This is a genomic window from Falsirhodobacter deserti, assembly GCF_004015795.1.
In the GTDB taxonomy this organism is placed as follows: Bacteria; Pseudomonadota; Alphaproteobacteria; order Rhodobacterales; family Rhodobacteraceae; genus Falsirhodobacter; species Falsirhodobacter deserti.
In genome coordinates, this window is sequence record NZ_ML137218.1 from 417,150 (window position 1) to 440,412 (window position 23,263).

Below are 23,263 nucleotides of genomic sequence, written 5' to 3' on the forward strand. Positions count from 1 at the left end.
AGGCGCCCGAGGGCGCCTTTTTCATTGCCGTGACAGCAGCGATTGCGGCCGCGCCCGCGCAAGGCTTTGGGTGATCAGCGCTGCAAGGCCGGCCTTTACCAGATCGCCGGGCAGGAAGATGGCCATGCTGGCGGCGATGGTCGGCACTGCCGTCGTTCCGGGTGCATGAAGCCACAGCCCAAAGATCCCGAAGATGTAAAGCAAGCCGACGCAGCCGGCCATGCTGGCCACCAGCGCCACCGGCCCGACCGAGGCGCGCCAGTGCTGCACGATCCAGCCCGTAACGAAGGCGGCCACGGGATAGCCCCAAAGAAAGCCGGCAGAGGGGCCGACAAACGGCGCAAGCCCGCCGCGGCCGCCGGCAAGAATCGGCAGGCCCATAGCGGCCACGGCCAGATAAAGCGCCACGGCCAGCGCCCCGCGGCGCGCACCAAGAACGGTGCCGCACAGCATGACGCCCAGCGACTGGGCCGTGATCGGCACACCAAGCGGCAGGTGGATCTGCGGCACGGTGCTTAGCACCGCGATCAGCGCAGCGAAAAGAGCGATCAGGGCGATGTTGCGTTCCATGTGGTTCCTCACGCGGGGTTCACGCGGTTATGACATGCCGCCACGTGCGCGCAAGGCCTCGGCCACGCGATCGGCATCCTCAAGCGCCCCAAGAAGCACCGGGGGCACAACCCGCCATCCGGGCTTTTTTGCAGAACGGGCGCGCCACGCCTCGCGCAGGGCCATGTGGCGGCCCGACATCACGGGAATGAAGCGGATCATCAGCGCGATTGCCATGGCCAGCGCCTTTGGCGGCAGGAGGGGCGACAGAGGGCGCGCGATGCGGGTGACCAGCGCGATCATCGCATCCAGCCTTGTTGTCATCGTGACCAGGTTCGCGGCGGCCATGGCGGCGGCGATGCGCAGCACCATCACGGCCCCCGCCTCCGGTTCGCGCAGGATCAGGTGCCAGCCGATCAGCACAAGGATCAACGGTAACAGCGGGCGCATGACGCCCAGCCCGTGCCGCACGAAGCGCACCCCGCCTGCGGCATAGGCCAGACCCACCAGCACCAGAAGCGCGGCCAGCGGCACGGGCCGGTCCAGCATCATCGCAATGGCACTGATCACCACCAGCGCGGCCAGCTTCGCCCCTGCGGGAACCGGATGCCAGATCGTGCGGATGGGCGATGTGAGCGCGATCAAGGCTCTGCCCCCAGCCGTTCCATCTCGGACATGAAGGGGGGCAGGACGGCTTCCGGCGTTCCATTCGCCACGATGCGTCCGCCATCCAGCCACAGCACACGGTCGCATCCCGCCACAGAGGCGGGATCATGGGTGATCGTGATCAGGCGCTGCGGCAATGCGTCAAGCCGTCGGCGCAGGCGCAGGCGGGTCGGCAGGTCCAGTGCGGCGAAGGGTTCATCCAGCAGGATCGTCTTGGGCTGCATCAGCAGAACGGCCAGCAGGCACAGAAACTGCTTCTGCCCTTGCGACAGGGTGGAAACCGGGCGATCCGCCCAGTCGGCCCGTCCTTCGGCGGCCAGTGCGGCGCGGGCAGCCTCCAGCGCGTCCTTGCGGCCCATCTGCCGCAGGCCGAAGGCAAGCTCCTCCTCCACGGTGGGGAAGATGATCTGGTGATCGGGGTTCTGGAACAGGATGCCGATGGCCGAAAGCATGGCACGGCGGTCTGACGGATCGGCCCCTTCGATGGTGACGCGCCCCGATGTGGCCGGTTGCAGGCCTGCCAGAAGGCGCAGCAGCGTCGTCTTTCCCGCGCCGTTGCGGCCCAGCAAAGCGATCCGCCGTTCGGTCAGATGCACGTTGATCGGATGCAGGATGACACTGCCTGACAGGGTGACGCCTGCGTCTTGAAGGTGAATGCCGCTCATGCCGCGTGATGGCCTGTTTTCTGCTGCGGATCAAGTTAAGCGCCCATTAACCCTTCTGCGGGAAGGAAGGCCATGGACAAGACAGTGGACATCCTGCGCCTGATCCGCTCGCGCCGTGTGGGGGCGGTCACGTTTCTCCGGCTGCTGGCCGAACATGGCAGCGCCCGCGCCGCGCTTGCCGCGCTGCCGGACATCGCCCGCGCCTCGGGGGTCGACCGATACGAGGTTTGCCCAGAAGGCGTGGCCATCGCCGAGTTGCGCAAGGGGCAGGCAGCGGGCGCGCGGCTGGTCTGCTGGGGCGATGCAGACTATCCGCCGGCGCTTGCGCAGATTGCGGATGCGCCGCCGGTGCTTTGGGCCAAGGGCGATACCGGGCTTCTGGCGCGGCCCATGGTGGCGCTGGTGGGGGCGCGCAACGCGTCCAGCCTTGGGTTGCGGATGGCGCGGAAGCTTGCCTTCGGGCTGGCCGAGGCAGGGCAGGTCGTGGTGTCCGGCCTTGCCCGCGGCATCGACGCCGAGGCGCATGAGGCGGCGCTGGATCGCGGCACGGTGGCCGTGATGGCGGGGGGAATCGACGTCATCTATCCGGCCGAAAATGCCGCCCTGGCCGCGCGAATGGCCGAACAGGGCTGCCTTCTGACCGAACAGCCGCCGGGAACGGAACCGCAGGCGCGGCACTTTCCGCTGCGCAACCGCATCGTGTCCGGCCTTGCCCATTCGGTTGTGGTGGTGGAGGCGGCAGCGCGATCCGGCAGCCTGATAACCGCCCGCGATGCGCTGGATCAGGGGCGCGAGGTGTTTGCCGTGCCGGGCCATCCGTTCGATGCGCGCGCGGCAGGCTGCAACCAGTTGATCCGCGAAGGCGCGACCCTTCTGACACAGGTGAGCGATCTGCTGGATGCCACCGGCCAAAGCGCGATGAACTTCGGCGCGCCCGTTCGCCGCCGTGCCCCGCCCGCGCCCAGACCCGCCCCGCCGCCTTCGGCCGAAGGGCTGGCGCAGCGCATTCTGGACCGGCTTGGCCCGTCCCCCCTGGCCGAGGATCAGCTGATCCGCGATCTGGGTCTGACGCCGGCGCAACTGGCCCCCGAACTGCTTGCGCTGGAGCTTGAGGGCGTGGTCGAACGGCAGGCCGGAGGGATGCTGGTCCGCACGCCTCATTGACAAAGATGAGGGATCGCCCACATCTAGGCCCGCTGTCGAAGGGAATATGCATGGCTGTCGTCGTCGTCGAATCACCTGCCAAGGCCAAGACGATCAACAAGTATCTGGGATCCGATTATACGGTCCTGGCCTCCTATGGCCATGTGCGGGACCTGCCGCCGAAGGATGGTTCGGTCGATACGGATCATGAATTCGCAATGAAATGGGAGGTGGCGGCCGACAGCAAGAAGCATGTCCGTGCCATCGCCGAAGCGCTGAAGACCGACGACACGCTGATCCTTGCCACCGACCCCGATCGCGAGGGGGAGGCGATTTCGTGGCACCTGCAGGAGGCGCTGGCCTCTTCGCTGAAAAAGGGCAAGACGGTTCGCCGCGTGACCTTCAACGCGATCACCAAGGCCGCCGTGCAAGAAGCGATGGCCAACCCCCGCGACATCGACGCCCCGCTGGTGGAGGCCTATCTGGCCCGCCGGGCGCTGGATTACCTTGTCGGTTTCAACCTGTCGCCCGTTTTGTGGCGCAAACTGCCGGGCGCGAAATCCGCCGGCCGCGTCCAGTCCGTCTGCCTGCGCCTGATCGTGGAGCGGGAGATGGAGATCGAGGCCTTCCGCGCCCGCGAATACTGGAGCGTGAAGGCCCAGCTTCAAACGCCGCGCGGTGCGGAGTTCGAGACGCGGCTGACCGTTCTGGGCGGCAAGAAGCTGGACCGCTATGACATCCCGACCGCCGAGGCGGCGGAGCTTGCGGTGCAGGCCGTCACCTCGCGCGATCTGACCGTGCAGTCGGTGGAGGCCAAGCCCGCTTCGCGCAACCCGTCGGCGCCGTTCATGACCTCAACCCTGCAGCAGGAAGCCAGCCGCAAGTTCGGCATGGGGGCCAAGGCCTGCATGTCGGCCGCGCAACGGCTCTATGAGGCGGGGCACATCACCTATATGCGGACCGACGGCATCGACATGGCGCCCGAGGCCGTGATGGCCGCACGCGACGAGATCAAGCGCCGCTTCGGCGAGGATTACGTGCCGCCCTCGCCCCGCATGTACAAGAACAAGGCCAAGAACGCGCAGGAGGCACACGAGTGCATCCGCCCGACCGACATGGCCGCATCCCCCGAAAAGCTTCGGCTGGAGGCGGATCAGCGCAAGCTTTACGACCTGATCTGGAAGCGGACGCTGGCCAGCCAGATGGCCGCGGCCCGGCTGGAACGCACCACGGTCGATGTGGGCAGCGACGACGGGCAGGTGGTGATGCGTGCCACGGGGCAGGTCGTGATGTTCGACGGCTTTCTTGCCATATATGAAGAAGGCCGCGACGATGACGGCGAGGATGACGGCCGTCTGCCCCAGATCATGCAGGGCGAACCCGCGAAGAAGCAGGGCGTGACGCCCGAACAGCATTTCACGCAGCCCCCGCCGCGTTACACCGAAGCCACGCTGGTCAAGCGGATGGAGGAGCTGGGGATCGGGCGTCCGTCCACCTATGCCTCCGTGCTGACGACGATCCAGGACCGCGAATATGTCCGCAAGGACAAGAACCGCCTGTTCCCCGAGGACAAGGGCCGGCTGGTGACGGCGTTCCTGACCAACTATTTCAAGCGCTATGTCGAATACGACTTCACCGCCGATCTGGAAGCCGAACTGGATGACGTGTCTGCCGGCGACCGGAACTACAAGGAGGTTCTGGCGCGGTTCTGGCGGGACTTCTCAGCGGCCATCGCGGAAACCGCCGATCTGCGCATCGGCGAGGTGCTGACGACCATCGACGATTTCCTTGCGCCGCATCTTTATCCGGCCCGCGCCGACGGGTCCGATCCGCGCGTTTGCCCGGTTTGCCATGCGGGGCGCCTGCACCTTAAAACTTCGCGCGGGGGCGGGGCGTTCATCGGCTGCGGCAACTATCCCGAATGCCGTTACACGCGCCCCATCTCGGTCGCGGGGGATGAGGAAGCGACGGGCGAACGTGTGCTGGGCGAAGATCCGGACGGTTTGCCGGTCTGGCTGAAGACGGGCCGGTTCGGGCCCTATGTTCAGCGCGGCGATGCGACGGAGGAGGTGCCGAAGCCCCCTCGCGCCAGCCTGCCGAAGGGCTGGTCGCCGGCCGGTATGGATCTGGAAAAGGCGCTGCGCCTGCTGGACCTGCCGCGCGCCATCGGCCCGCATCCCGATGACGGGGAGCTGATCGAGGCGGGGATCGGCCGCTTCGGCCCTTACGTGAAGCATGGCAGCAAGTATGCCAACCTTCCCGAAGTGGACGAGGTTTTCGAGATCGGCATGAACCGCGCGGTTGAGGTTCTAGCCCAGAAGGTGACGCGCGGGCGCGCCGCACCGGCCGAACCGCTGCGCGTGCTGGGCGATCACCCCGATGGCGGGCAGATCAGCGTGATGGCGGGTCGCTATGGCCCCTATGTGAAGTGGGAAAAGGTGAACGCCACCCTCCCGAAAGAGCTGGAGCCGGAAGCCATCAGCTTGGACGAGGCGATCACTCTGGTGAACGACAAGGCGTCCAAAGGCGGCAAGAAGAAAGCCGCCCCGAAGAAGGCGGCGGCCAAAAAGCCGGCTGCAAAGAAACCGGCCGCGAAAAAGCCTGCCGCCAAGAAGGCACCTGCAAAGAAAGCGGCTGAATAGGGGGCGAAAGCCCCCGCATCAGGCGCGCGGATCCAGCAGCTTTGCCATCACGGTATCCGCGCGGATTACCCCGACCGGCACACCCTGATCGGTCACCTGCAGATCCGGCGCGCCGCCCTTCAGCATCTCCATCACCTTGGTCACGGGCATATCGGCTTCCACTGCGGGGGCGGCCGATGTGCCTGCGGTCATCACGTCGCGCGCCTTCAGAACCGACAGCGGGTTCATGTGCGCCACAAAATCGGCCACGTAATCCGAGGCGGGATTCGCGATGATTTCGCGTGCGGTGCCGCATTGCACGATCCGCCCGCCATCCATCAGCGCGATGCGGTTGCCGATCTTGAACGCTTCGTCCAGATCATGGCTGACGAAGATGATGGTGCGCTTCAGCTTTGCCTGCAGGTCCAGCAGTTCATCCTGAAGCCTGCTGCGGATCAGCGGATCAAGGGCCGAGAAGGGTTCGTCCATCAGCAGGATCGGCGCTTCGGTCACAAGGGCGCGGGCAAGGCCGACACGCTGCTGCATCCCGCCCGAAAGCTCTGCCACCTTGCGGTCGGCCCATTGGGACAGGTTCACCAATTCAAGTTGTGCGTCCACCTTGGCGCGTCGTTCCGATGCGGAAATGCCTGCCAGTTCAAGGCCAAGGCCCACATTCTCGCGCACGGTGCGCCATGGCAGCAGGCCGAAGGCCTGGAACACCATGGCGATGCGCGACAGGCGCAGGCGGCGCATTTCGGCGGATGAGGCGTTGGTGACGGAGACCATCCGCTGCCCGTCATTCACCTTCACATCGCCGCGGATCACCGGGTTCAGCCCGTTCACGCCGCGCAGAAGGGTGGATTTGCCCGAACCGGAGAGGCCCATCAGCACGACGATCTCCCCCTCTTTCACCGTCAGCGAACAATCGTGAACGCCAAGGATCTGGCCGGTTTCCTGCTGCACCCGGTCGCGTGATTCGCCCTTGTCCATCAGCGGCAGCGCGCGGCCCGGCTTGTCGCCGAACACGATGGAAACGTTGTCAAAGATCACGGCGGTCATGTGCGGGTCACCCTCAGCATGCGGTCAAGAAGGATCGCCACGACGACGATGATGATGCCCGATTCGAAACCGAGCGCGGTGTTCACGGTATTCAGCGCCCGCACCACCGGCACGCCCAGCCCGTCCGCCCCGACAAGGGCCGCGATCACCACCATGGACAGCGACAGCATGATGGCCTGCGTCAGGCCCGCCATGATCTGTGGCAGCGCCCATGGCAGTTCGACCTTCCACAGGCGTTGATGGGACGTGGCGCCGAAGCTTTCCGCCGCCTCTGTCAATGCAGGCGGGGCAGAGCGGATGCCAAGTGCCGTCAGCCGGATCGGCGCAGGCAGCACGAAGATCACCGTCGCGATCAGGCCGGGCACCATGCCAAGGCCGAAGAACACGATGGCCGGAATAAGATAAACGAAGGTGGGCAGTGTCTGCATCAGGTCCAGCAGGGGCGTGATCGCCTGCTGAAGGCGCGGGCGGTGGGCGGCCGCGATGCCGATGGGCACGCCAATGATCATCGTCGTGGCGCAGGCAATGACGATCAGCGCCATGCTTTGCATCGTCGGGTCCCAGTAGCCCTGGTTCAGGATGAACAGGAAACAAGCCGCCACCAGAAGGCACGTCCTCCAGTTTCGCTGCAAAACCCAAGTCAGGGCAAGAAACGCTGCGATCACGATCAGCGGGTGCGCCCCCTGCAGGACGTAAAGGACGGCGTCGATCAGCGCCTCCATCACTTGGGCGATACGGTCGAAGACCGGACCGCCATGCGCGTTCAGCCAGTCGAAACCGGTTTTCGCCCATTGTCCTACGGGGATCTTGTTATCGGTAAGCCAGTCGATCATCAGGGTCCCTTGGCTGGTTGAAAGGGGCCGGCGCGAAGGCCGGCCATGATGGTCAAAGGTCCAGCGCTTCTTCCACGACGGTCAGGCCCTCGGCACCGTCCACGGCGGTCACGCCTTCCAGCCACGGTTCGATCACCGCGGGATTGCGGCCGATCCAGTCCAGAACTGCATCTTCGGGCGTCATGCCGTCCTCAAGGATGAGGCCCATCATCTCGTTCTCCATCTGCAGGGTGAAACGTTGCTGCGACAGGAAGCGGGCGACATTGGGGCAATCTTCGGCAAACCCTGCGCGGCTGATGGTGTTCACGATGCCTTCGCCGCCGAAGAATTCCTGCGCGCCTTCAAGATAGGTCAGATCGAAGCTGGCATTCATGGGATGCGGTTCCCAGCCAAGAAAGACCACAGGCTCTTCGCGCGGATAGAAGCGGCCCACTTGCGCCAGCATTCCCTGCTCGGAAGATTGCACGATTTCCCAGCCTTCAAGAATGCCACCCGGTTCCGTCAGGCTGATAAGGTATTCGTTGCCCTCGTTGCCCGGCTCGATCCCATAGATGCGGTGATCCAGCGGTTCGGCGAACTCGGGCAAATCCTCATAGGTCTTCAGGCCCTGTTCGGCCAGATAGGTGGGAACGGCGAGGTTGTACTTGGTGCCTTCAAGGTTGGTGGTAATCGTCTCGATCCGGCCGGTTTCCAGATAGGGGCGGATCGCCGATTCCTGCGACGGCATCCAGTTCCCAAGAAACACGTCCAGATCGCCCTGTTCCAGCGAAGCGAAGGTCACCGGCACGCCCAGAACATTCACCTCAACGTCATAGCCGAGTGCTTCAAGGATCTGGCGCGTTACTTCCGTGGTGGCGGTGATGTCGGTCCAGCCCACGTCGGACATGGAAACGGAGGTGCATTGCGTTTGCGCCATCGCCGGCAGGGCCACCGAAAGGGCAGCGCCTGCCAGAAGGATTGTCAGAACAGGTTTCATTTGGTTTCTCCCCGGAAGTTTTTGTTGATTGACGAGTCAATCAAGCTTGCGATAAAGATGATCGGGCAAGTGAAAGGTCTTTCCCATGCCCCGTGTCGGGATGGAGCCTCTGCGTCGCGCCGCGCTGATACAGGCCACGCTTGAGGAAATCGGCGCGCGCGGCACGCTGGATGTGACAGTGGGGCAGATCGCGAAACGCGCAGGCGTGTCGGCTGCGCTGGCGCATCACTACTTCGGCGGAAAGGAGCAGTTGTTCCTTGCAGCCATGCGCTCGGTCCTCGATGCCTACGGGGCGGAGGTGCGGCAAGCTCTTCGGGCGGCACAAGGGCCTGATCAGCGGCTTTCGGCAATCCTCGAAGCCTCCTTTTCAACGTCCAACTTCCGGCCCGAGATCGTGTCGGTCTGGCTTAACTTCTACGTCATGGCACAGACAGTGCCCGAGGCGAAGCGGCTTCTGACAATATACCAAAAACGCCTGAACGCCAATCTGGTGGCATGCCTGCGGCCGCTTGCGGGTGCGCGGGCCCCGGAAATCGCGGCCGGGGCGGGCGCATTGATCGACGGTGTTTACCTGCGTCATGCGTTGAGCGATGTCATTCCAGACCCCTCTGCAAGCGTCAACATGGTGTTCGGAATGATCCGCGCCGAGATCAAGGATGGGGCAGGGGAGGGGCTTCGGCAACCGCATGCCGCACGTAACATTTCGGTGTGCAATTCTCATGGCATGGGATAGCTTCTGCACGGGCCGGCACTAGTTGACAGTGCCACGGGAAGGAATTGGTCCTGTCCCGATCCATACCAGGAGTGAACCATGTCGATGACCGCCCGTATCACCGTCGCGCTCTGTGTCGCCGCTTTTGCCGCCGCTTGCGCCCCCAAGCGCGAAGAGGTCGTCGTGACCCAGCCCGCCCCCGTCACGACCGAGCCGACCTATACCAGCAAAATGTGATCCCGCGCGGCGGGACCCTGGTCCCGCCCGCTTTTCTTCTGGACGAACATGCAAAAACATCGCGGGTTCCCGAGCCGGCTGACGGGGACCGATTACCAGTTCACCATTCGCCGCGCCTCGAAAGAGGGGCCGACCAAGATCATCCGCCGCGAGCGGTTCCGTGACCGCAAACACATGGACCGTGCCGCCGACGAGGCGTTCATGGCCGCGCTTTGGGCAAATTTCGGCGAAGACCCGTTCGAGCGGGGAAACCTTGATGCCGGCCGCCTGTCATGGCTTTTCGGCCGCGAGGTGGTTCCGGCCGAGGATCCGTTCGACCCGCAAAGCTATGACGCGCTTTTGCGAATCGACAGGGCGAAGGCCGAAGCCGCGTTTCCGGCCGTTTTCGCGCCCGATGCGCCGCCCGTGCCCATGGAGGACGACTGGGACGACTGATTTCGTGGCGCGCTTCCGCCGAAGTGTGCCCGTACACGATATTGCGTCTTTCCCCCGCTGCACGATCGGGTAATCTTGCCGTAGAACAAGATCCCGAGGAGGCCGAGCAATGGTCAAGAACAAGATGATGATGCTGGCAGCTGTGCTGGCTACGGCAGCGGTTGCAGGTTGCACTGATCCCTATGGCAACAGCCAGTACGGCTATGGCACGTCGCCCATGAACAGCGCGACCGTTCGCACGCTGGGCGGTGCAGCAGCAGGCGCAGTCATCGCGGATGCGACCGGCGGCGGCAAGACCAAGGGTGCGCTGATCGGCGCGCTGGCAGGCGGCGGCTCCTGCGCCATTCCGGGTCAGAACTGCAACTGATCTTCGAAAGGCCGCCTTCGGGCGGCCTTTTTCATGCAGCCTCTCGGGCGCTGATTTCGGCCCATGCGCGGTTGATGTGAACCAGACGCTCTTCGGCCAGACGGACGGCTTCGGCGGGCACGCCGCGTGCCATCAGACGGTCCGGGTGGCTGTCGCGAACCGCCTGCTTCCACGCGGCCCTCACCTTGTCCAGCGGCGCATCGCATTCCACGCCCAGCACGTCATACGGATCGCAGAAGCAGCCCGGCACGAAGCGGTTGCGCAGCACGCGAAAACAGCGTTCCCCCACGCCGAAGATGGTCGCCACTTCCTGCAGGAAGGCATCCTCCGCCTCGGAATAGGTGTTGTCGGCGGTGGCGATCTGGAACAGCCCCTCCAGAACGTCGGTCAGAACGTCGCAGTCACCGGCAAACATCTGCGCGATCTTGCGGGCATAGCTGTCGAAGCCGGCAACGTCCTGACGTGCAAGGTTGAACACGCGGGCGGCATTCTCTTCCTCCCCCTCGGGGATGGTGAAGACGCGGCGGAAGGCGGCAACCTCCCCACGGGAGACATGCCCGTCGGCCTTGGCCATCTTGGCTCCAAGGCCGATCACGGCAATGGTGAAGGCGACGGACCGCTCGGGCGGTGTGCGCAAACGACCGAACACCTCGGACAAGGGTTCGCCAGTGGCCAGCGCGGCCAGCGCGGCAGAGATACGGGACCAGATAGACATTTTCCTACTATACCCCAGCCATGCGCCGCTGTCAGAGGATTTTCTGCATCAGCACCAGATCCAGCCACCTGCCCCATTTGAAGCCCGATTGCGGCACAACGGCCACCCGATCATAGCCGAGGGCGGCGTGGAAGGCCAAGCCGGCCGCATTTTCGGCACTGATGCCGGCGATCATGGAATGGGCGCCGCCTGCACGGGCATGATCCTCGATCCCTGCCATCAGGGCGCGCCCGATACCGCGTCCCTTGCCTTCGGGCAGCAGGGCGATCGTGTTCTCCATCGTGAAGCGATATCCGCTGTTGGCGCGAAACTGCCCATAGGTGGCAAATCCAAGAAGGCGGTCCTCCTCCTCGGCCACCAGAAACACGGGCTGTGCGCTGATCGCGGCTTCAACCTCTGCCAACGTCTTCTCGATCTCCGAGAAGTTGGCGGTCGAGGCGGTGATCATCGTGTTCCAGATTGCCCGGACCTGCGGCGCGTCGGTAGGCAAAGCTTGTCGGATCATGTCAGGCCTTTTCAACCTCGTAGGTGGCTTGAAGCGCATTGGACAGCGACTTAAGTCGCGATTGCGCCACCTCGCCGAACAAATCGGCACCGGTTTCTGTCAGGTGCAGGGTCAGCAGGCGCTTCTTCGGCTTCCATGTAAGATAGCCGGCGCTGACAAGGTCATCCATCGCCAACATGGCGCCGAACCGCATCGCCTTGCCCAGCACTTCGGCGTCGCGCAGCTCATCCTCGGTCAGAAGCTGCGAAAGGGCCTGCAACCGCCCGCCCGACCGGCTGTTCTTGTAGCGGTGCAGGAGCGCAAGGCCAAGGAACACGCGGCCCGGATGGTCCAGCCCGCCAAGGTTGGCGCGGGTCGCGTTGTCGAAGCAGACCTCGGCCCGGTAATCGGGATGCGCGCGCCACGTGGTATCGTGCAGAAGGCACGCCGCACGGATCAACCGTTCGCGATAGGGCGAGCATCCGTCGAAGATCGGCCAAAGGAACTGGAACAGCGTCTTGCCGAAACCGGGAATTCGGGCCGATCCGGCTTCTGCTGCGCGGGCCGCCTCGATCAGGGGGTCGCGTTCGCGCAGGCGCTTCGGCATCGCCTCGTACAGCAGGCCTTCGCGGATCCCGTACGAGGAAATGTCGATCTCGGTCGGTTTGAAGATCGAAATCAACTCGCGCAGCACTTCGGAGGCAAGCGGGACAAGATCCATCCGCTCGGCCGAGGTGCCGGTGGCGGCCCGAAGTTCCGCAGGATCGGAGGCCGCGATCCAGTCTAGCGTTTCAAGAACGTCCTTCGGCTGCATCCGGTATTCGTGCAGGACGGTCAGCGGATAGCCGCGCCGTTCCATGTCCAGCCGCGCGATGACCCGCCACGATCCGCCCACAAGGAAGATTCGCTCCTTCTCCGGCTGGATCAGCTTTTTCAGGTCCTTCAGGATCTTCTGGATATGGACCTGCCGCTCTTTCGGCCCGCCGGGCACCTGTTGCAGCCGGAAGGGCCCCAGGGGGGAGGTGCCGCGCACGCCCACCTCGCCATCGCCGATGCGCGCCAGTTCCATCGAGTTGCCGCCGATATCGCAAACGATCCCTCGCGCGTCGGGCCAGCCCAGAAGCACCCCCTGCGAGGAAAGCCGTGCTTCTTCCGCTCCGTCGATGACCCAAAGCTTCAGGCCGGTTTCAGCCTCCACCTGCCGCTGGAAATCGGGGCCGTCCTCGGCCTCGCGCACGGCGGCGGTTGCCACCACCGTCAGGTCGCTGATGCCCATGTTGCGCGCCAGAACCGCGAAACGGCGCAAGGCTGCCAGCGCCCGGTCGCGCCCCTTGGGGTTCAGGCGGTTGGTTTCGGCAAGTCCAAGGCCAAGCCCGCACATGACCTTTTCGTTGAAGAAATAGGCGGGGCTGCGGGCCGCACCGTCGAACACCACCATGCGGACCGAGTTCGACCCCACATCCACCACCCCGACGCGCCGCAGCGCGCGCGCGGCAGGGTCCTGGAACAGCGGGCGTCCGAAGGGGGGCTGGGAGCCGCCGTTCTGTTGGATGTCATCGTTCATCACGGACTCTCCAGATGTGTCGTCAGATATCATTCGCCCTTGCCTTCGAACTTGTACGTCAGGCGCGGCACGTCCTTGTCGCCCGCCGTTCCGCGACCCGAAAGGGAGGGGTTTTCCATGAAGAAGCGGTGACAAGAGAACAGCTTCGCGCCCTCTGCCGCCGTGTGACGGATATAGCGCCCATCCCCTTGCAGCACCCAGCTGTGGGCTTCGTCTGCCATGTTGGCGGCCATGATCTGGTCGGTGATCTGCGCCTTCACGGTGGGATTTAGCGCCTCCACCAGCGTTTCCACGCGGCGGTTGAGGTTGCGCCCCATCCAGTCGGCCGAGGAAAAGAACACGCGGGCCTCCTTCGACGGCAGCCCGTGACCATTGCCGAAGCAGACGATGCGGCTGTGTTCCAGAAAGCGCCCGACGATCGACTTCACGCGGATATTCTCGGACAATCCCTTCACGCCGGGCCGGATGCCGCAGATGCCGCGGATCACAAGGCTGATGTTCACCCCGGCCCGGCTTGCGGCATAAAGCGCGTCAATCACCTCCGGCTCGATCAACGAGTTCATCTTGGCCCAGATGGCGGCAGGACGGCCGTTTCGTGCGTGCTCCGCCTCGGCGGCGATCATGTTGATCAGTCGCTCTTTCAGGCAAAGCGGGGAGATGGCCAGGTTCTCCAGCCCATCGGGCTGAACATAGCCGGACAGATAGTTGAAGACTTTCGTGGCATCACGCCCAAGCGCGGGATCGCATGTAAAGAAGCTCAGGTCGGTATAGATGCGCGCGGTGATCGGATGATAGTTGCCCGTCCCGTAGTGGGTATAGGTGACAAGCTGGTTGCCTTCGCGCCGGACGACGGTGCTGATCTTGGCATGCGTCTTGTAATTCACGAAGCCATAGACGACATGCGCGCCGGCCCGTTCCAGCCGGCGGGACTGGCGGATGTTCGCAGCCTCGTCGAAGCGGGCCTTCAGTTCGACCAGCGCGGTGACGGATTTGCCCGCCTCGGCAGCCTCGCACAGGGCCGCAACGATCGGGCTGTCGGTGGACGTGCGGTACAGCGTCTGCTTGATGGCCAGCACGTCGGGATCGGTGGCGGCCTGCTGCAGGAAGCGCACGACCATGTCGAAGGTTTCATAGGGGTGGTGCAGCAGCATATCCTTATGGCGGATCGCCGCGAACATGTCGCCTTCGTGATCCTGCACGCGTTCGGGCACGCGCGGCGTGAAGGGCGGCCACAGCAGGTCGGGCCGCGAGGACAGCACCAGTTCCTTCAGATCGGACATGCCGATCAGGCCGCGCACCTCCACGATCTCATCGTCGGTGACGCCAAGTTCGTCCTTGATCAGTTCGAACAGTTCGGTCGGGGCACCGGCGCTGATGGTCAGCCGGACAACGTCGCCCCTCCGGCGGCGCTTCAGCGCGGTTTCGAATTCCCGGACCAGATCCTCGGCTTCTTCCTCCACCTCAAGGTCGCTGTCGCGCAGCACGCGGAAGCTGCAATGACCGCGCATGGCATATCCGGGGAACAGCCGGTGCAGATGCAACAGCAGCAGTTCCTCCAGCGGCAGGGCACGATGTTCACCGGCCTTGTTGGCGGGCAGCGGGATGAAGCGCTGCCCCTGCTGGGGGATCGGCAGCAGCGCCTGCAGGCGGCGGCGGTCCGACACACGCTCCAGTTCCAGGCCAAGGCAGAAGCCGGTGTTGGGAATGAAAGGAAAGGGGTGCGCCGGGTCGATCGCCAGTGGCGACAGAACGGGGAACACCGCTGTCAGGAAATGCTTTTCCAGATGCGCAAGATCCCGCTTGGACAGCTTCGAGCGGGTCATCAGCTTGATGCCCTCACCCTCCATCTGGCGGCGCAGACGGTTCCAAACCGTTTGCTGCTTGCGCATCAGCGCGCGGGCATCGGCATTCACCAGCACCAACTGTTCGACAGGGCTGCGCCCGTCTTCCGACAGGCCGGGGTTGGAGCGGCGGGCAAGCGCCCGAAGGCCGGCCACGCGCACCGTGTAGAATTCGTCAAGGTTGTTGTCCGAAATCGACAGGAACCGCAGCCGCTCCAGCAGGGGCACGTTCGGGTTCGCAGCTTCCTCCAGCACCCGCCAGTTGAAGGCAAGCCAGCTGAGTTCGCGGTTGAAGAAGCGGCGCTGGCCGGTGGTGTCAACACGGGGCAATGAAACAGGGGCAGCGAAATCGGAGCGGAGAAAATCGGCGTTTGTCATATGGATGCCTCTAACTCCACCATTTTTGTATGTCTTGTGAAGATTCTGTAACAATAGCTTCGCACAGGGTTCATAAAATTTTCACATACTGATTTCCGAAAGGATATCTGCAGCCATCTGCCGCGTCACCGGCCGCTTTCCCTCCAGCGCCCGCGCATCAAGCGCTGCCACAACAGAACGCGCGGTGCCCAGATCACGATCCATGCGCGATATCAGATAGGCTATAACCGCCGGTTGCACGGTGATCTGCCGGTCCGCGAACAGCTTCACCAGTACCGCCGACAGCAGGATGTCGTCGGGGCGTTCCAGTCGCGCGACGGGGGCGGCCAGCATCCGGCTTTTCGCGTCTGCCAGTTCCAGCCCCCAGTCGCGCGGAGAGGCGGAGGCCGTCAGCAGGAAGGGGCGACGGCGTTCGGCCAGAAGGTTGTGCAGGTGAAACAGCGCAGCCTCGGCTTCTGGGTCGCCCGCCACCTGCTCGGCATCTTCCAGCGCAACGGCATCCTCGCGTGCAAGGGCATCAAGATCGGCGCCGGGAAGCGCGCCGGAATCGACAAGGACGGCATTGGCCTCGGCGGCCCACACATGGGCCAGGTGGGTTTTGCCCGCGCCATGCGGCCCGACAAGGATCGTCTTGCCGCCCGGCCAGCTTTTCCCTGCATCAAGGCTGGCCAGCGCAAGGGCATTTGCGGGCGATACGAACAGGTCCGCGCGCCCAAGGGCGGGCCGGGCCGGAAGATCGAACGCAAGCTGCCGTATCACCCCTGGTTTTCCCTGACAGTGGTATCCTCTGCCCCATGATAAAGGCGGCTCGCCCGATACTGCGCCATGGCAAAACGGGCAAGCACCCCTATCGCGGCCGCAACCGGAACGGCCACCAGCATCCCGACGAAGCCGAACAACGAGCCGAAGGCCGACAGCGCGAAAAGCAGCCAGACGGGGTGCAGCCCGATCGAGTTTCCGACAAGCCGCGGGGTCAGGATGTTGCCTTCCACGAACTGGCCGGACTGGAAGATCGCCCAGACGATGATGATCTGCCACCAGTCGCCCCAATACTGGAACAGCGCCAGCCCGATGGCCAGCCCCCCGCCCACCAGCGCCCCGACATAGGGGATGAAGGTCAGAAAGCCCGCGATCGCCCCGACGATGGCGCCGAAGTTCAGCCCTGCCACCATCAGCGCAACAGCGTAATAGATGCCAAGGATCAGGCAGACGGTCGTCTGCCCGCGCACGAAACCGGCCAGCGCACGGTCGATCTCGCGGGCAAGCTCGCGGATGGTGGGGGCATGTTCCAGGGGCAGCAGGGTGTCGACCTTCGTCACCATCTTGTCCCAGTCCAGCAGCATGTAGAAGGCCACCACCGGCACGACGATCATGAACACCACCGCGCTGACGACGGAAAAGAACGACGTGATGATCGTGTCCGCCATCTGGCCGCCGCGCTGCTGGATCACCTGACCAAGGGAGTCGAGCGCTTGGCGGATCGTGGAGGTTTCATCGCTCAGCTGGGGCAGGCGGTCCGTCAGGAAGGTCTGAAGCTGGGTGAAAATGTCCGGGGCCACGTTGATCAGCTGCGTCAGCTGGTTCACCAGCGTCGGGATGACGGCCAGCACCAGCAGCACGAAGATCATCACCGCCAGAACCGCGATGACGGCGGTTGCCAGCGGCCTGCTCAGCCCCAGCTTTTCAAGACGGTCGGCGATGGGATCAAGAAAGTAGGCGATCGCGCCGCCCACAAGAAAGGGCAGGATCACGTTGCCCATGAACCATAGCACGATCAGGAAGACCAGCGCCGCGATACCCCACCATTTCGCCTGGTCCAGTTGTGTCAGCCGCATCGGGTCCTCATGAGCTTTGGCAAGGAATGGCGCATGGGGCGGCATCACGCAAGTGGCAGCGCGCGGCGCTTGCCCCCGCGGGGCCAAGGCCCTAAACCCTTCGCAACCGTATCTTATGAGGCATTCATGCGCCTGAGCCGCTATTTCCTTCCCGTTCTCAAGGAAAATCCCTCCGAGGCGCAGATCGTCTCGCACCGCTACATGCTGCGCGCGGGGATGATCAAGCAGCAGGCGGCGGGGATCTATTCCTGGTTGCCGCTGGGCTTCAAGGTGCTGAAGCGCATCGAGCAGATCGTGCACGAGGAACAGATCCGCGTGGGCCACGTGCCGCTGCTGATGCCCACGCTTCAGATGGCCGACCTGTGGCGCGAATCCGGCCGGTATGATGATTACGGCCAGGAAATGCTGCGCATCAAGGACCGCCAGGGCCGCGAGATGCTGTATGGCCCGACGAACGAGGAGATGGTGACCGACATCTTCCGCAGCCATGTGAACAGCTACAAGGATCTGCCGCTGACGCTGTACCAGATCCAGTGGAAGTTCCGTGACGAGGTTCGTCCCCGCTTCGGCGTGATGCGTGGGCGCGAATTCCTGATGAAGGACGGCTACAGCTTCGACATCGACCGCGATGCGGCGCTGCATGCATATAACCGCCACATGGTCAGCTATCTGCGCACCTATGAGCGGATGGGGCTGACGGCGATCCCGATGCGCGCGGCCTCTGGCCCGATCGGCGGCGACAACACCCATGAATTCCTTGTTCTTGCCGAAACCGGCGAAAGCGAAGTGTTCTATGACAGCGCCGTCACCGATCTGAAGCTTGGGGCGCGCCATGTGGACGTGGATGATCGTGCCGGCGTGCAGGCGGTTTGCGACGAATTCACCGCCCTTTACGCCCGCACCGACGAAACCCATGACGAGGCGCTGTTCGCCGAAGTTCCCGAAGACCGCCGCCGCGTCGGCCGCGGGATCGAGGTGGGGCAGATCTTCTATTTCGGCACCAAGTATTCGGAATCCATGGGCGCCACGGTGGTGACGGCCGATGGCAGCCGCGTTCCGGTGGAGATGGGCAGCCACGGCATCGGCGTGTCCCGCCTGCTGGGCGCCATCATCGAGGCGAACCACGACGACAAGGGCATCATCTGGCCCGAAGGCGTCACGCCCTTCCACGTGGGCATCGTGAACCTCAAGCAGGGCGACGCCTCCACCGACAGCGCCTGCAACGCACTTTATTCGGCGCTTGTCGGCAAGGGGCTGGAGCCGCTTTATGATGACCGCGATGAACGCGCCGGAGCGAAGTTCGCAACGATGGACCTGATCGGCCTGCCGTGGCGCATCACCGTCGGCCCGCGCGGCCTTTCCGGTGGCAAGGTGGAACTGACCTCGCGCCGCACCGGCGAAAGCGAGGAGCTTTCCATGGAAGTCGTCGTGGAACGGCTGGCCAGCATCTACGCCGGGTTCTGATGCGGCGGGGGGCTGCGGCCCCCCGAACACTCTTCGAATAACGAAAGGCCGGACATGGCGACCAGACCCTTCGCGGGATTCGAGTGGATGATCGCGTGGCGCTACTTGCGCGCGCGGCGGGCCGAAGGCGGCGTATCCGTGATGACATGGATCAGCCTGATCGGCATCACGCTGGCGGTTTTCGCCCTGATCGCCACGCTGTCCGTGCGGGCGGGCTTCCGCGCCGAATTCGTGGACACGATCCTTGGCGCGAATGCACATGTCACCGTCTATTCCGCCGGGCAGGTGACCGACCAGGGCGGCATCATCCGCGGGTTCGAGAATTACGACACGCTGTCGCAGCAGATCGCGCGTGTCGATGGCGTGACCCGTGCCGCACCGCTTGTGAAGGGGCAGGTCATGGCCTCGGCCAACGATGTTTCCGGCCTTGGTGATGTTTACGGCATCCGGCAAGAGGATCTGGAGGCGATCCCCCGTGTCGGCTCTGGCGGGGTCGGTGATGTCGCCTCGTTCGATCAGGGCATTGCTATCGGCAGCCAGATGGCGCGCGACATGGGGCTGGCGGTGGGCGACCGCATCCGCCTGACCAGTGCCAACGGCGTGCGTACCGCCTTCGGCACCAGCCCCCGCGTGAACGGCTACGAGGTTGTCTATATCTTCACGGCAGGCCGCTATGACATCGACAAGACGCGCATCTACATGCCCTTTGCCGAGGCCCAGAGCTTCTTCAACCGCGAAGGCATGGCGGACGAGATCGAGGTGATGGTGACCGATCCCGAAGGCGTGGACCGATTCCTGCCCGACATCGCGCAGGCGGCTGGGCCGGACGGGTTGCTTTGGACATGGCGCGACGGGGCCGGCAGCTTCCTCCGCGCGCTGGATGTGGAGGACAACGTGATGTTCGTCATCCTTTCGGTCCTTGTGCTGATCGCGACGATGAACATCGTTTCGGGCCTGATCATGCTGGTGAAGAACAAGGGGCGCGATATCGGCATCCTGCGCACGATGGGGCTGACCGAAGGGTCGATCCTGCGGGTGTTCTTCATCTGCGGCGCGGGTACGGGCATCGTGGGCACGGCCCTTGGCGTTGGGCTGGGTTGCCTGTTCGCGATCTATATCGACCCGATCTTCAGCTTCGTGAACTATTTCGCGGGTGGCGGGGTCTGGGATCCGGAAATCCGCGGCATCTACCACCTTCCGGCAAAGCTTCAGCTGGCCGACGTGCTTTCGGCGGTGTCGCTGTCACTTGGGCTTTCCTTCATCATCACGATCTTTCCCGCCCGCCGCGCGGCGCGCATGAACCCCGTGGAGGCGCTGCGTTATGAATGAGATGCTGGTGCTGGAAGGGCTGCGCAAAGGGTATAACCACGGCAAGCCGAATGCGATCACGGTGCTGGACGGGGCAGACCTGACGGTGGGGCAGGGCGAGGTGGTCGCCCTTGTCGCGCCCTCGGGCGCGGGGAAATCGACGCTGCTGCATATGGCTGGCCTGCTGGATACGCCGGATGCAGGGCGTGTCGTGATCGGCGGCACCGATTATGCAGGCAAGGGTGATCGCGCCCTGACCGAAGCACGGCGCCGCGAGGTTGGCTTCATCTATCAGTTCCACCACCTGCTGCCCGAATTTACCGCAGCCGAGAACATCATCCTGCCGCAGCTGGCTGCCGGAACCTCGCGCAAGGAGGCGGAGGCGCGGGCCATCACCTTGCTGGAACATGTGGGCATCGGCCATCGCGCAGGTCACCGTCCTGCCGCCATGTCGGGGGGGGAACAGCAGCGGGTCGCCTTTTGCCGGGCGCTGGCCAACCGCCCGCGGCTTCTGCTGGCGGACGAGCCGACGGGAAATCTTGATCCCGGCACCTCGGATCGCGTGTTCGATGCGCTGATGGCGCTGGTGCGGGAAACGGGGCTTTCGGCACTGATCGCCACGCACAACCTTGAACTGGCTGCGCGGATGGATCGCGTGGTGCGGATGGAGGGTGGCCGGCTGGACTAGGTTTCCAGCGGCATCCCGATCTTTTCGGGATCGGCCCAGGTTGCTATCTCGGTGGCGGTCAGGTGTTCCAGCCGGGAAAGGTTACGGTCTTGCAGCCCGTATTCCTCCAGTTTGCGGACGGTGTTGTGCAGGTATTGCGCGCCCGATCCGCCATGGCCGCAAGCATGGGCCAGCCGCCACGCCTGCACCTCCATCGGAAGGGAAACCACCATCGGCCCCTTCGGCCCTGCCCAGAAGGTCAGCGCCCGCTCGATCCCGCGTTCGGTCCGGACAGAGATCCAGCGGACATTCTCCACCAGTTCGCGTGCCACCAGCTCGCGCTTGAGCAGGGCGCGAAGGCTTGCCTCCTCATGCCCCTCGGCGATTTCCATGATCAGGCCAGTGGCAGAGCCGCCGCGTTCAAGCGCCATCATCAGGCCGGGACAATCGGGGCTGCCGCGCCACTGCAGGATCTCCAGGCAGAAGGAGCGGTGCCAGCCATGGGCAACGCCCATGCGGATCGGACCCACCTCGAACCCCGGATTCCAGATCAGAGAGCCATAGGCGAAAACCGGGATTGGCCCTTCATGGCCTTCGGTGATGCGCGCGGCAAGCGCGTCGTAATCGGCATCGGTCAGCGGCGTCCAGTCCGGGTGCGGACCCGGATCGGGAACATGGCGCAGGGTACGTTGAACGGCTTCGGCGGTCAGGGTCAGGCGGGGCATGTGCCTGACATGGCACCGCCCCGCCCCGATTGCCAGATCAGACGTCCAGTTCTTCCACGAATTTCGCGTTTTCCTGAATATACTGGAAGCGCAGCTCGGGCTTTTTGCCCATCAGGCGTTCCACCAGATCGCCTGCCTCGCTGTCCTCGTCGATAGAAACGCGGATAAGTTTGCGGGTTCCGGGGTTCATCGTCGTTTCCTTCAGGTCCTTGGCGTCCATTTCGCCCAGACCCTTGAAGCGCTGCACGTCGATCTTGCCCTTGCCGCCAAGGCCCTTCTTCAGCCACTTGTCCTTTTCCGCATCATCGGCCACGTACATGCGCCGTGCGCCCTGCGTCAGGCGGTAAAGCGGCGGGCAGGCCAGATACAGGTGCCCGCGATCGATCAGCGGGCGCATCTGCGTGAAGAAGAACGTCATCAGCAGGGCGGCGATATGTGCGCCGTCCACGTCGGCATCGGTCATGATGATGATCTTGTCATAGCGCAGGTCATCGACATTGAACTTCGCGCCCATGCCGACGCCCAGCGCCTCGCAGATGTCGCGGATCTCGGCATTGTCGTTCAGCTTGCCCGAGGCTGCGCCCAGCACGTTCAGGATCTTGCCCTTCAGCGGCAGCAGCGCCTGCGTTTCGCGGCTTCGCGCACCCTTGGCCGATCCGCCCGCACTGTCACCTTCCACGATGAACAGTTCGGTTCCCGCGCGGTTCTTGGCGGTGCAGTCGGTCAGCTTGCCCGGAAGGCGCAGCTTCTTCGTGGCCGATTTGCGCTGCGTTTCCTTTTCGGCGCGGCGGCGCATCCGTTCCTCGGCCCGCAGCACAAGGAAATCGAGGATCGCACCCGCGGATTTCTTGTCGGATGCCAGCCAGTTGTCGAAATGGTCGCGGACCGAGGATTCGACGTATTTCGCCGCCTCGTCCGTGGAAAGGCGGTCCTTGGTCTGGCCCACGAAGGACGGCTCGCGGATGAAGATGGAGATCAGGGCGCAGCCGCCCGCCATCAGGTCGTCGCGCGTGATGTCGCCGGCCTTGCGGTTCTTCACCAGCTCGCCATAGGCCTTGATCCCTTTCAGGATCGCGGCCCAGAACCCGGCTTCATGCGTGCCGCCTTCGGGCGTGGGGACCGTGTTGCAATAGGAATGGATGAACCCGTCCCGAGAGGGGGACCAGTTGACCGCCCATTCGATCCGGCCCGGCACGCCGAACTTTTCCTCGAAGCTGACCTGCCCGGCGAAGGGCTGATCGGCATAGGTGGTCGTGCCGGTCAGCGTTTCGTTCAGGAAGTCGGCAAGGCCGTTGGGATACTGGAACGTCGCCTCCAGCGGCGTTTCGCCATCGTTGACGGCGGTTTTCCATCGGATCTCCACCCCCGAGAAGAGGTAGGCTTTCGACCGGACCAGCTTGTAAAGCCGCGAAGGTTTCAGAAGCAGGTGGCCGAAGATCTCCGCATCCGGATGGAAGGTGACGGTGGTGCCGCGCCGGTTGGGGGCGGGGCCGACCTTTGCCACCGGGCCCTGCGGCACGCCACGCGAAAACTCCTGCACGTAAAGCTCCCGGTTGCGGGCAACCTCCACCCGCATCCGGTCCGACAGCGCGTTGACGACGGAAGACCCCACGCCGTTCAGACCGCCCGATGTCGAATACGCCTTGTTGGAGAACTTCCCCCCCGCATGCAGGGTGCAAAGAATTACCTCCAGCGCCGACTTGCCTGGGAACTTGGGATGCGGATCAACCGGAATGCCGCGCCCGTTATCCCGTACGGTGACGGAATGATCGGCATGAAGCTCCACCTCGATGCGGTTGGCGTGGCCCGCCACCGCCTCGTCCATGGCGTTGTCCAGAACCTCGGCCACAAGGTGGTGCAGGGCGCGTTCGTCCGTGCCGCCGATATACATGCCCGGACGCTTGCGCACAGGCTCCAGCCCCTCCAGCACCTCGATGGAGGAAGCGTCATAGGTTTCTGGCGTCTGGGACAGCAGATCGTCGGGCATCGTCATTCCTTTCGGTGGCCCGCCATTAGACC

General features: G+C 64.2%; 23 protein-coding genes. 9 read left to right on the forward strand and 14 right to left on the reverse strand.

Annotated elements, in window-relative coordinates:
- Positions 1 to 21 precede the first annotated feature (21 nt).
- Genes JX25_RS02125 through JX25_RS02135 form a run of 3 tightly spaced genes read right to left on the reverse strand, consistent with a single transcriptional unit; the run spans position 22 to position 1,880 of the window.
- Positions 22 to 570: a biotin transporter BioY gene (locus JX25_RS02125; protein ID WP_128253471.1), complete on the reverse strand. Its 549-nt coding sequence runs from the start codon at positions 568 to 570 to the stop codon at positions 22 to 24.
- A 27-nt stretch (positions 571 to 597) separates the two neighbouring features.
- Positions 598 to 1,194 carry a CbiQ family ECF transporter T component gene (locus tag JX25_RS02130; protein WP_128253472.1) on the reverse strand — a complete coding sequence of 199 codons (597 nt, stop codon included), beginning with the start codon at positions 1,192 to 1,194 and terminating at the stop codon, positions 598 to 600.
- A complete protein-coding gene (locus JX25_RS02135) occupies positions 1,191 to 1,880 on the reverse strand; it encodes an energy-coupling factor ABC transporter ATP-binding protein (protein WP_128253473.1) in 690 nt (229 codons plus the stop codon). Before JX25_RS02135 ends, JX25_RS02130 begins: the two co-directional genes overlap by 4 nt.
- Before the next feature lie 72 nt (positions 1,881 to 1,952).
- Here JX25_RS02135 and dprA point away from each other — a divergent pair, with 72 nt between their 5' ends.
- Both dprA and topA read left to right on the forward strand, forming a co-directional pair.
- Positions 1,953 to 3,044: a DNA-processing protein DprA gene (gene dprA / locus JX25_RS02140; RefSeq protein ID WP_128253474.1), complete on the forward strand. Its 1,092-nt coding sequence runs from the start codon at positions 1,953 to 1,955 to the stop codon at positions 3,042 to 3,044.
- 50 nt (positions 3,045 to 3,094) lie between these two features.
- Positions 3,095 to 5,665, forward strand: coding sequence for a type I DNA topoisomerase (gene topA / locus JX25_RS02145; protein ID WP_128253475.1), 2,571 nt, complete (start codon positions 3,095 to 3,097; stop codon positions 5,663 to 5,665).
- Positions 5,666 to 5,683: 18 nt separating this feature from the next.
- Here the strand turns inward: topA and choV are convergent, their stop codons facing one another.
- The 3 genes from choV to choX are packed head-to-tail and all read right to left on the reverse strand — an operon-like array spanning position 5,684 to position 8,512.
- Positions 5,684 to 6,703 carry a choline ABC transporter ATP-binding protein gene (gene choV, locus JX25_RS02150; RefSeq protein ID WP_128253476.1) on the reverse strand — a complete coding sequence of 340 codons (1,020 nt, stop codon included), beginning with the start codon at positions 6,701 to 6,703 and terminating at the stop codon, positions 5,684 to 5,686.
- Positions 6,700 to 7,536, reverse strand: a complete 837-nt coding sequence (gene choW / locus JX25_RS02155) for a choline ABC transporter permease subunit (protein WP_128253477.1) — start codon at positions 7,534 to 7,536, stop codon at positions 6,700 to 6,702. The genes choV and choW overlap by 4 nt, the downstream gene beginning before the upstream one ends.
- A gap of 52 nt (positions 7,537 to 7,588) precedes the next feature.
- Positions 7,589 to 8,512, reverse strand: coding sequence for a choline ABC transporter substrate-binding protein (choX, locus tag JX25_RS02160; RefSeq protein WP_128253478.1), 924 nt, complete (start codon positions 8,510 to 8,512; stop codon positions 7,589 to 7,591).
- 85 nt (positions 8,513 to 8,597) lie between these two features.
- On the opposite strand from choX, the gene betI reads away from it, so the two are divergent.
- From betI to JX25_RS02175, 4 genes are all read left to right on the forward strand, one after another.
- Positions 8,598 to 9,245: a transcriptional regulator BetI gene (gene betI / locus JX25_RS02165; protein WP_128253479.1), complete on the forward strand. Its 648-nt coding sequence runs from the start codon at positions 8,598 to 8,600 to the stop codon at positions 9,243 to 9,245.
- Between the two features lie 78 nt (positions 9,246 to 9,323).
- Positions 9,324 to 9,461 (forward strand): hypothetical protein, encoded by a 138-nt coding sequence (locus tag JX25_RS14720; RefSeq protein WP_164876033.1) that lies wholly within the window; start codon positions 9,324 to 9,326, stop codon positions 9,459 to 9,461.
- A gap of 48 nt (positions 9,462 to 9,509) precedes the next feature.
- On the forward strand, positions 9,510 to 9,896 hold the full coding sequence (locus JX25_RS02170; RefSeq protein ID WP_128253480.1) for a hypothetical protein: 387 nt from the start codon (positions 9,510 to 9,512) through the stop codon (positions 9,894 to 9,896).
- 109 nt (positions 9,897 to 10,005) lie between these two features.
- Positions 10,006 to 10,263 (forward strand): hypothetical protein, encoded by a 258-nt coding sequence (locus JX25_RS02175; RefSeq protein ID WP_128253481.1) that lies wholly within the window; start codon positions 10,006 to 10,008, stop codon positions 10,261 to 10,263.
- 31 nt (positions 10,264 to 10,294) lie between these two features.
- Here JX25_RS02175 and JX25_RS02180 read toward each other — a convergent pair whose 3' ends face one another.
- From JX25_RS02180 to JX25_RS02205, 6 genes are all read right to left on the reverse strand, one after another.
- Positions 10,295 to 10,978 carry a TerB family tellurite resistance protein gene (locus JX25_RS02180; RefSeq protein WP_128253482.1) on the reverse strand — a complete coding sequence of 228 codons (684 nt, stop codon included), beginning with the start codon at positions 10,976 to 10,978 and terminating at the stop codon, positions 10,295 to 10,297.
- 31 nt (positions 10,979 to 11,009) lie between these two features.
- Positions 11,010 to 11,483 (reverse strand): GNAT family N-acetyltransferase, encoded by a 474-nt coding sequence (locus JX25_RS02185; RefSeq protein WP_128253483.1) that lies wholly within the window; start codon positions 11,481 to 11,483, stop codon positions 11,010 to 11,012.
- Position 11,484: 1 nt separating this feature from the next.
- Positions 11,485 to 13,026, reverse strand: coding sequence for a Ppx/GppA family phosphatase (locus tag JX25_RS02190; RefSeq protein WP_128253484.1), 1,542 nt, complete (start codon positions 13,024 to 13,026; stop codon positions 11,485 to 11,487).
- A 29-nt stretch (positions 13,027 to 13,055) separates the two neighbouring features.
- Positions 13,056 to 15,245 carry an RNA degradosome polyphosphate kinase gene (locus tag JX25_RS02195; protein WP_128253485.1) on the reverse strand — a complete coding sequence of 730 codons (2,190 nt, stop codon included), beginning with the start codon at positions 15,243 to 15,245 and terminating at the stop codon, positions 13,056 to 13,058.
- Positions 15,246 to 15,326: 81 nt separating this feature from the next.
- Positions 15,327 to 16,004, reverse strand: coding sequence for a P-loop NTPase family protein (locus tag JX25_RS02200; protein ID WP_128253486.1), 678 nt, complete (start codon positions 16,002 to 16,004; stop codon positions 15,327 to 15,329).
- Entirely contained in the window at positions 16,001 to 17,080 is a 1,080-nt protein-coding gene (locus tag JX25_RS02205) for an AI-2E family transporter (protein WP_128253487.1), read from the reverse strand. The genes JX25_RS02200 and JX25_RS02205 overlap by 4 nt, the downstream gene beginning before the upstream one ends.
- A 126-nt stretch (positions 17,081 to 17,206) precedes the next feature.
- Between JX25_RS02205 and proS the strand changes: the two genes are divergently transcribed.
- The 3 genes from proS to JX25_RS02220 are packed head-to-tail and all read left to right on the forward strand — an operon-like array spanning position 17,207 to position 20,540.
- Positions 17,207 to 18,544, forward strand: coding sequence for a proline--tRNA ligase (gene proS, locus JX25_RS02210; protein ID WP_128253488.1), 1,338 nt, complete (start codon positions 17,207 to 17,209; stop codon positions 18,542 to 18,544).
- 54 nt (positions 18,545 to 18,598) lie between these two features.
- Positions 18,599 to 19,873 carry an ABC transporter permease gene (locus tag JX25_RS02215; RefSeq protein ID WP_128253489.1) on the forward strand — a complete coding sequence of 425 codons (1,275 nt, stop codon included), beginning with the start codon at positions 18,599 to 18,601 and terminating at the stop codon, positions 19,871 to 19,873.
- Complete coding sequence (locus JX25_RS02220) at positions 19,866 to 20,540, forward strand: ABC transporter ATP-binding protein (RefSeq protein ID WP_128253490.1); 675 nt, start codon at positions 19,866 to 19,868, stop codon at positions 20,538 to 20,540. Before JX25_RS02215 ends, JX25_RS02220 begins: the two co-directional genes overlap by 8 nt.
- Here JX25_RS02220 and JX25_RS02225 read toward each other — a convergent pair.
- Together JX25_RS02225 and parE are read right to left on the reverse strand one after the other, a co-directional pair.
- Positions 20,537 to 21,244, reverse strand: a complete 708-nt coding sequence (locus JX25_RS02225) for a gamma-glutamylcyclotransferase (protein ID WP_128253491.1) — start codon at positions 21,242 to 21,244, stop codon at positions 20,537 to 20,539. The two genes, JX25_RS02220 and JX25_RS02225, sit on opposite strands and share 4 nt — an antisense overlap.
- A gap of 37 nt (positions 21,245 to 21,281) precedes the next feature.
- Complete coding sequence (gene parE / locus JX25_RS02230; protein WP_128253492.1) at positions 21,282 to 23,231, reverse strand: DNA topoisomerase IV subunit B; 1,950 nt, start codon at positions 23,229 to 23,231, stop codon at positions 21,282 to 21,284.
- Positions 23,232 to 23,263: the final 32 nt, after the last annotated feature.

What these genes read in the sequence shown, in the direction of transcription:
- JX25_RS02125 (WP_128253471.1), bottom strand. Translation starts at nt 570, where the DNA reads ATGGAACGCAACATCGCCCTGATCGCTCTTTTCGCTGCGCTGATCGCG.
- JX25_RS02135 (WP_128253473.1), bottom strand. Translation starts at nt 1,880, where the DNA reads ATGAGCGGCATTCACCTTCAAGACGCAGGCGTCACCCTGTCAGGCAGT.
- dprA (WP_128253474.1), top strand. Translation starts at nt 1,953, where the DNA reads ATGGACAAGACAGTGGACATCCTGCGCCTGATCCGCTCGCGCCGTGTG.
- topA (WP_128253475.1), top strand. Translation starts at nt 3,095, where the DNA reads ATGGCTGTCGTCGTCGTCGAATCACCTGCCAAGGCCAAGACGATCAAC.
- choV (WP_128253476.1), bottom strand. Translation starts at nt 6,703, where the DNA reads ATGACCGCCGTGATCTTTGACAACGTTTCCATCGTGTTCGGCGACAAG.
- choW (WP_128253477.1), bottom strand. Translation starts at nt 7,536, where the DNA reads ATGATCGACTGGCTTACCGATAACAAGATCCCCGTAGGACAATGGGCG.
- choX (WP_128253478.1), bottom strand. Translation starts at nt 8,512, where the DNA reads ATGAAACCTGTTCTGACAATCCTTCTGGCAGGCGCTGCCCTTTCGGTG.
- betI (WP_128253479.1), top strand. Translation starts at nt 8,598, where the DNA reads ATGCCCCGTGTCGGGATGGAGCCTCTGCGTCGCGCCGCGCTGATACAG.
- JX25_RS14720 (WP_164876033.1), top strand. Translation starts at nt 9,324, where the DNA reads ATGTCGATGACCGCCCGTATCACCGTCGCGCTCTGTGTCGCCGCTTTT.
- JX25_RS02170 (WP_128253480.1), top strand. Translation starts at nt 9,510, where the DNA reads ATGCAAAAACATCGCGGGTTCCCGAGCCGGCTGACGGGGACCGATTAC.
- JX25_RS02175 (WP_128253481.1), top strand. Translation starts at nt 10,006, where the DNA reads ATGGTCAAGAACAAGATGATGATGCTGGCAGCTGTGCTGGCTACGGCA.
- JX25_RS02180 (WP_128253482.1), bottom strand. Translation starts at nt 10,978, where the DNA reads ATGTCTATCTGGTCCCGTATCTCTGCCGCGCTGGCCGCGCTGGCCACT.
- JX25_RS02185 (WP_128253483.1), bottom strand. Translation starts at nt 11,483, where the DNA reads ATGATCCGACAAGCTTTGCCTACCGACGCGCCGCAGGTCCGGGCAATC.
- JX25_RS02190 (WP_128253484.1), bottom strand. Translation starts at nt 13,026, where the DNA reads ATGAACGATGACATCCAACAGAACGGCGGCTCCCAGCCCCCCTTCGGA.
- JX25_RS02195 (WP_128253485.1), bottom strand. Translation starts at nt 15,245, where the DNA reads ATGACAAACGCCGATTTTCTCCGCTCCGATTTCGCTGCCCCTGTTTCA.
- JX25_RS02205 (WP_128253487.1), bottom strand. Translation starts at nt 17,080, where the DNA reads ATGCGGCTGACACAACTGGACCAGGCGAAATGGTGGGGTATCGCGGCG.
- proS (WP_128253488.1), top strand. Translation starts at nt 17,207, where the DNA reads ATGCGCCTGAGCCGCTATTTCCTTCCCGTTCTCAAGGAAAATCCCTCC.
- JX25_RS02215 (WP_128253489.1), top strand. Translation starts at nt 18,599, where the DNA reads ATGGCGACCAGACCCTTCGCGGGATTCGAGTGGATGATCGCGTGGCGC.
- JX25_RS02220 (WP_128253490.1), top strand. Translation starts at nt 19,866, where the DNA reads ATGAATGAGATGCTGGTGCTGGAAGGGCTGCGCAAAGGGTATAACCAC.
- JX25_RS02225 (WP_128253491.1), bottom strand. Translation starts at nt 21,244, where the DNA reads ATGCCCCGCCTGACCCTGACCGCCGAAGCCGTTCAACGTACCCTGCGC.
- parE (WP_128253492.1), bottom strand. Translation starts at nt 23,231, where the DNA reads ATGCCCGACGATCTGCTGTCCCAGACGCCAGAAACCTATGACGCTTCC.